This window comes from Cypionkella psychrotolerans (genome assembly GCF_001294535.1).
Classification (GTDB): Bacteria; Pseudomonadota; Alphaproteobacteria; order Rhodobacterales; family Rhodobacteraceae; genus Cypionkella; species Cypionkella psychrotolerans.
Window position 1 is genome coordinate 1 of record NZ_LGIC01000021.1, and the last position, 6,477, is coordinate 6,477.

General features: G+C 61.8%; 8 protein-coding genes and 2 pseudogenes. 8 read left to right on the forward strand and 2 right to left on the reverse strand.

What is annotated here, in order from left to right; all coding sequences use genetic code 11:
• The 8 genes and pseudogenes from AKV04_RS04845 to AKV04_RS04880 all read left to right on the forward strand — a co-directional run.
• Window positions 1-927: pseudogene (locus AKV04_RS04845) on the forward strand (hypothetical protein); the annotation flags it as partial.
• Window positions 928-1,052: 125 nt separating this feature from the next.
• Window positions 1,053-1,493, forward strand: a complete 441-nt coding sequence (locus AKV04_RS04850; RefSeq protein WP_054005347.1) for a JAB domain-containing protein — start codon at window positions 1,053-1,055, stop codon at window positions 1,491-1,493.
• A 112-nt stretch (window positions 1,494-1,605) separates the two neighbouring features.
• Complete coding sequence (locus AKV04_RS04855) at window positions 1,606-2,124, forward strand: hypothetical protein (RefSeq protein ID WP_054005348.1); 519 nt, start codon at window positions 1,606-1,608, stop codon at window positions 2,122-2,124.
• Window positions 2,125-2,228: 104 nt separating this feature from the next.
• Window positions 2,229-2,720: a DUF6878 family protein gene (locus AKV04_RS04860; RefSeq protein WP_054005349.1), complete on the forward strand. Its 492-nt coding sequence runs from the start codon at window positions 2,229-2,231 to the stop codon at window positions 2,718-2,720.
• Window positions 2,721-2,731: 11 nt separating this feature from the next.
• The gene (locus AKV04_RS04865) at window positions 2,732-3,109 is read left to right on the forward strand and encodes a DUF6915 family protein (protein WP_054005350.1); all 378 of its coding nucleotides are present in this window, start codon (window positions 2,732-2,734) and stop codon (window positions 3,107-3,109) included.
• Between the two features lie 299 nt (window positions 3,110-3,408).
• The gene (locus AKV04_RS04870; RefSeq protein WP_054005351.1) at window positions 3,409-3,846 is read left to right on the forward strand and encodes a hypothetical protein; all 438 of its coding nucleotides are present in this window, start codon (window positions 3,409-3,411) and stop codon (window positions 3,844-3,846) included.
• Window positions 3,843-4,721 carry a DUF7007 domain-containing protein gene (locus AKV04_RS04875; RefSeq protein WP_054005352.1) on the forward strand — a complete coding sequence of 293 codons (879 nt, stop codon included), beginning with the start codon at window positions 3,843-3,845 and terminating at the stop codon, window positions 4,719-4,721. Before AKV04_RS04870 ends, AKV04_RS04875 begins: the two co-directional genes overlap by 4 nt.
• A 148-nt stretch (window positions 4,722-4,869) precedes the next feature.
• A complete protein-coding gene (locus AKV04_RS04880; protein ID WP_054005353.1) occupies window positions 4,870-5,292 on the forward strand; it encodes an antirestriction protein in 423 nt (140 codons plus the stop codon).
• Window positions 5,293-5,330: 38 nt separating this feature from the next.
• Here AKV04_RS04880 and AKV04_RS04885 read toward each other — a convergent pair.
• Both AKV04_RS04885 and AKV04_RS04890 read right to left on the reverse strand, forming a co-directional pair.
• A pseudogene (locus AKV04_RS04885) lies at window positions 5,331-5,822 on the reverse strand (nucleotidyl transferase AbiEii/AbiGii toxin family protein); the annotation flags it as partial.
• 13 nt (window positions 5,823-5,835) lie between these two features.
• Window positions 5,836-6,477: IS3 family transposase (locus tag AKV04_RS04890; RefSeq protein WP_054005354.1), on the reverse strand; the 642-nt coding region annotated here is incomplete at its 5' end.

The following is a 6,477-nucleotide window of genomic DNA, read 5'->3' on the forward strand; positions in this document are numbered from 1 at the left end:
GTTCTGGAAACAGAGGAGAGATCGGTGAAGCAAAGCTGTGGCAAGGGACCTCCAATCAGCAGCGAAATTTTTGCGGGGAGGGGCTCGAGCCCCTCCCCGCAAAAATCCCGCCCCGGCGCAATAGAGACTTCGGGGGAAATGATCAGGCCAAGTGTGTCGCCGATCAGTGACGGTTGTGAGACAGGTACGCAGTGTCAGGATAACGGCCGGATACATGATTTTGAATTGGTTGAAGCGGTGCAGCGCATTGCCGGCAATGGTACGGGTGACACGCGCTGGAAGGTTCCAGGGGTGCTCGACTGGTCGACCGGGGTCTATAACCCGGATGTCGAGATCAGCCGCGACACCACTACGCTCTATGCCTCGGACCGGGATGTCTTCCTGTTTCTGGTTGACGATCATAACCCTATCGAGGCGGGCCGCCTGCCCGATGGCTCTCCCGATCTCTACTTCCGGGGTTTTTACTGCTGGAATTCCGAGGTCGGTGCCAAGACTCTTGGCATCGCCAGCTTCTATCTGCGCGCCGTGTGTCAGAACCGCAACCTCTGGGGTGTCGAAGATTTCCAGGAGATCAAGATCCGCCACTCGAAATACGCAGCTTCCCGTTTTGCCCATGAAGCCGCACCAGCGCTGACGCGGTTCGCCAACTCTTCGCCGCAAGGCTTCGTGAACGGTATCAAAGCGGCGCGACAGCAGATCGTGGCGCGGACGGATGAGGACCGGGATGATTTTCTGCGCAAGCGCGGCTTCTCAAAGGCCGAGTCCGGCAAGATCATCGAGAAGGTTCTCCAGGAAGAAGGGAGGCCTCCCGAGAGCATATTTGATTTTGTGCAGGGAATCGCGAGACTGGCGCGGGACAAGACGCAGCAGGATGCCCGGCTCGATATGGAAGGGCGCGCGAAAAAGCTCCTCGACCGGGTCGGCTGACGCCAGTCCACATCACGGCGACCGCCTGCATCTGCGGCGGTCGCTGGCTTTTCCTTCATATCCACCGATGGCCGCGCCCCAAATGGGGCAGGGGCCCTCGGCGTGCGCAATTCAGCGAGGTTCTCATGACCCCCCAGGAAGAAACGATCATACTAGAGGCCCGCGATATCCTCGGCCGCTATCTCAGCCAGAATCCTGTCATCAGCAGCTGGCAGGCGGTGCTGGACTATTGTGCAATGGCCGTGCGCGGGCCGGTTGAGCGATTCCACGTCCTCTACCTCGACCGCAAGAACCGGATCATCGCGGACGAGCTTCTGTCGGTCGGTACTGTGGATCACGTCCCGGTCTACCCGCGCGAGGTGATCAAGCGGGCGCTGATTCTGAACGCCAGCGCTTTAATCTTGATCCATAACCACCCCTCAGGCGATCCGACCCCATCGGAGGCTGATCTGACGATGACCAAGGAAATCCAGAAGGGCTGCAAATATCTCGGCCTGACCTTGCATGACCACATCATTGTCGGTGCCGGCACGGAGCTGAGCCTGCGGGGCCTCGGCAAGATTTGAAACCGCGCCCTGATCATTAGCCGCCGTCCCCTTCGAGGCAGAGGGGGGCGGTGGGGTCTTTGACGGATGAGGCGGGGAGAGAGGCTTCCTGCGCCGTTGGAGATTTTTGCTCATGTTCGACTTTCCCACACCAATCCAGCCGGCCACGCGCACGACCGGCCCAGTTTCTGGAACGCCATTCGTTGCGGCTGATGCCAACCTGCCCTTCGCGCTGACGCTGTCGAACCGCGAGCCCGCCGCGCTGATGTCGGGTCAGGCTGGCCCCTCCGTTATCGGCCGTTTTCCAACGCTTGCTGAGGCCATGCTTGGGGCTATCGGCCATGCTGACGGTATTGCCTCGGACGCCGCCCCGCAGCTGCTGGCGATCCTTGACCGTGAGGATCGCCTTGTCCTCGCCGGTGCAGCCCACGCCGGGGCCGTCGCCTGGTGTCATCCGGTGAGCAGCTCGGTCGAGGCTCGGGCCGTCGTGACCGAGGCGAGCCAGCTTCGCGCGCAGGCAGGCCGCGCCGCCGACTGGAGGGAGCCCGATCTGACGCTCCGGTTGCACCATCGCGCCGATCTTCTGGATGCGCGTCTCGTCGACCCGCTCTGGCGCGCGTTCACCGCCCGCGCCCTGCAGGTTGCGGCGTGACGCCCGAGAGACAGAGGAGGGCAGGGGGTTTTTGCGCGCTTTGCGGGGTGAGAGAGATCGCCCCGCAGGCTCCGACCCTTTCCTCATTTCCGGAGATTTTCCTGATGACCCAAGCTGAACCCACCCTCCCGGCGCCGATGCCGCCGTCCACCATCGACATGGGAGCGATCTTCGCCGCTCACGGCGAACGCATGGCCCGGATCGAAGCGCTGCGGCCGGGCAACAAGGACCGGCTCTTTGACGCCCTGACGGCTGCGGGCATTACTTATGTCATCGTGAGTTTCGATGGCGCAGGTGACAGCGGCCAGATCGAAAGTATCGATGCGAGAGCGGGCGACAAGGCCGTCGACTTCCCAGTTGTTGTGATCCCCTATGCGGCGCTGACTTGGGACAATCCCGAGGCGGAAATGCGCAACCTCTCGCTTGAGGACGTCGTGGAGCAACTGGCCTATGATTTTCTGTCCGATGCCCACGGCGGCTGGGAGAACAACGACGGCGCTTACGGCGAGTTCTGCTTCGACGCCGCGGCGCGCTGCATCCATCTGGAGTTCAACGAGCGGTTTACCTCGTCTGAACTCTTCACCCATGATTTCTGACGGAGGGGAAAATGGCACATCCCTATCATCACGCCCTGTCTTCGGTGAAAAGATGGGGCGGCACGGTCGACGACTATATCGAAATCCACTCTTGGTACGACCAGAGCAAGGAACAGATTGCTGATTTTCGACATCGCGCTTTGCGCCATCACGCCCAAGGGGTCTGGCAATCTGCGGCGATCTTCGGACCGACAAATACCCTGTCCACTGGGCGTATCATCCCGACCCGCTGGGTGGGCGAGCAGCACGTCCGCGAAGACCTCGGCTTCATCCCGAGCTTTGCAGATTGGGTGAAAGCCATTCGACCCGAGCCGTGGATGGGTCGAACCGAGAAGATCGAGCCTCTGGTCGATCCGCATATGGTGCCACCAGTTGTGGAGGTCGCCTGACATGTCCGATGCCTCCTATCTTTGGCTTAACTTGCCACCGACAGCGACAGATTGCGCCGTCGTCCGTGCGGCAATCCGGGCGCTTCACCCCGATACGCTGGCGGTTCGCAGCTTTCGGGAGGCGCGCAAGCGCTTCTACAGAGACATGCTACGCCAGCACGCGGTTCGCCGAGATGCAGACCGTCCGGCACGGCCTGACACATCAATCGACTGACGGTCTTGCGCGCACTCCGCCCACACCTCACCCGCATCTCTCGCCCAGCCCCCACGGCTGGGCGCATTCACATCTGGAGATCCATATGGCTGACTATTTCACCCACTTTTCATGCCTGCTTGATGTCGGCAAACCCAGCAATGCGGTCCTCGCCGTCGCATTGTTCCAACAGCTCCGCGCGGAGGATCAGGAGGCCGACGAGCCTCAGGTATCCGGCTTCGATCTGTCCATCCAAGACGGGCCCGACAGCAGCATGCTTTGGATCCGGGACGACGAGCATGGCGATATCGAACAGGTCATTGGTTTTGTGCTGCGCCTTGCTGCCGAGATCAACCTGATCGGACTCTGGGGTTTCGACTACGCCCTGACTTGTTCGCGTCCGAGGTTGGAAGCCTTTAGCGGCGGTGCCCATGTCATCGACCTTGGTGCGCGCACCACGATTGGCTGGATCAGCACCCATGAATGGCTGACCGCCGCCCTGAATGGCGAAGACATCGATGCGGTGGAGGCGCTGACCCAATGAGCACCACCGCCCCGAAAAGCGTCCAAGCGTCCCTTCCCATCCCGGAATTCGGCCAGAGCGCCGATGGCCTGACCGTCGCCCGGATCAGCAATGCCGCATATGCCATGGTCCCCAAGCGGGAGGGCGGGTATTTCCTCGGCAGCGGCTGGCGGCTCTCAAAGCCCTTCGCCGAATGGACGCGCTCCGACTTCTATGGCCATGGCGGCGACATCGCCGATGAGGCTGCGTTTCGCGCCTTCGTCGAGGAACAGGCGGTACATCAGGCCGAGAAAGCCGCACTCGGTCGGCAGGAATTCCGCGCCCACGCCAGCACGCCCTGGGGTCCGTCGCAGGGCGCTGTCCGCTATGGCGAAGGCGTGGTGTTCCACTCGACCTCCGGTCATGGCGGGTTCCACCTGTCGGCAGAACGCAATGCCAAGGTCCACCCCCTGCTGCGGGACGCGGGTGGAAACTACGAAGAGGATGCCGCCTGGGCTGCCGTTGCAACGGCCTGGCCCGATCTCTTCACTGGCCTCGAGCGGCGACAGGCCGATGAAACCCTGCGCCACAGCTGGCCGGATGCTTGGGAGGCGATCCACGGACGGGTATTGCAACCGGGCGAGTCCCGCGCCCGCGACGCCGAGGCGTTTGCCCGTCAGCACGCCGACGATTGGGTCGTGATCTCGGCGATCTATTCGGACCACCATCCCGGTTTCACCGAGGTCGCCGCCACGCGGGGCGGGCGGCGCGACCAACGGGCCGAGGAACGCCGCTTCCTTGTCCCGTCCAAGGACTACAAGATCGGTCCCTTCGGCTTTGTCATCGATGAAACCCGCCATGCCGCCTATGACGGGCCTTCGAGTTTCATCGGCTGGCGCGGCAGGGCAGGGGGCTAGCCTCGCCCAACCGTTGCCGAAAGCCAACCCCCGCAGCTCTGGGCGGCGGCATCCCGAGAGGCCGAGGGGGGTGGAGTTCGGGGGACGTGCAGGCGGGTCGAGAAAGCTGTCGACGTGCGTCCTTCACCTCAAAACCGGAGGAAATCCGATGAAGCTGACTACCAACGCCGCTATGCCCGCCACCCTCGTCCCCGAAGAACGCCGCATGGAGTTCTTTCCCGGTCTCTTCGGCCGCAATCTCATGCTGGTGGGCGAGCGCGCCGTCTTCCAATTCATGTCCTGGCTCTCACCGCAGGACTACACCGGGGGCATGTGGAATTTCCATGAATTGGCGGGGCGGCCGCTGTTCCTCTCACCCGCGACTGAAAAACGCTTCCGCATCACTTGCGAGACGAACGGTTACCAAGGCGTGGTCTCGGCGGAAGCAGCGGGCCTGATCACAACCCTGTTTGCCCTTTCGCATCTGTCGTTCCGGCACGAGTCCGACCAGCTCGTCGAGGCCTATTTGCGGCTTTACGCCTTCGCCGGGGATCATCCCGAGGCCGGCGAGATTTTCAAAGCCATCGACTGAGGGGATGAGTGCCCCTCCTTTGCAGGGAGGGGCATGGCTCAGCCCCAGAGCTTCAGCAAGGCGGCACGCTGCGCGGCATGTTTTTCGGGGTTGTCGCGCTTCAACTTGGTCAGATTGAGGAGTTTCCACTTGACGGCCGGCAGGTCAGCGGCCTGGGAGCGGTCGATCGCGGCATAGTCAGGCGCTCCGTCCTGCAGCGACAGGAGGAACCGCTTGGCCTTGTCATCGAGCCGCGCCCGCAGATCGGCGACCAACCTCAGGCGCGTCGCCAGCAGTGAATCGAGCGGGACGGGTGTCCGGGTCATGCCTTCGAACTCCCGCGCATAGGGTTGCGCGAGGTCGATCAGGTTGGGATCGAGCAACTCGTGCACCGGGCGCGGAGAACTGGCAACATAGATCAGGAAGGTGTGGAACAGGCCCGGTGTCAGGCCCTCGTTTTCATAAAGGAGCGTGACGTCGTAGAGATCCCGGGGATGCTGCCTGTCCAAGGCGGCGTGCAGCTTACCAGCAAACAGGTCCTCGAACTGAATAGCCCCGAGTTTCCTAGACACCTTGCAGCTTCAGTTTTTGCTGCTGCTCGAATGCGATCGGCGACAGCATTCCGTTCCTAACGTGTTTGCGCTGCGGGTTGTAGAAGAACTCGATGTAGTCGAACACATCCTGGCGGGCTTCTTTGCGGGTTTTATACTTTCTTCGGCGGATGCGTTCGCGTTTGAGCAGGTTGAAGAAGCTTTCGGCGACGGCGTTGTCCCAGCAGTTGCCACGTCGGCTCATGCTTTGCGTCAGATTGTGCTGTTCGAGGAACTCCTGCCACTCATAGCTGGTGAACTGTGAGCCTTGGTCGGAATGCACTTGGACTTTGGTCTTCGGTTTGCGGCGCCAGACGGCCATCAGAAGGGCTTGCAACGGCAGATCCGTATAGGTCCGACCCTGCATGGACCACCCAACAACACGCCTAGAAAATAGATCGATGACAACTGCGAGATAAACGAAGCCCTCGTGGGTGCGGATGTAGGTGATATCTGTGACCCAGAACTGGTCCGGAGCGTCGACATCAAACTCTCGGTTCAAGGTGTTGTCGGCCACGACCGCAGGGCTGCCGCCGTAAGAGCCAGGCTTCTTTTTGTAACCAATCTGGGCCCTTATCCCTGCTAGACGCGCCAAACGCCAAGCCCTGTTGGGGCT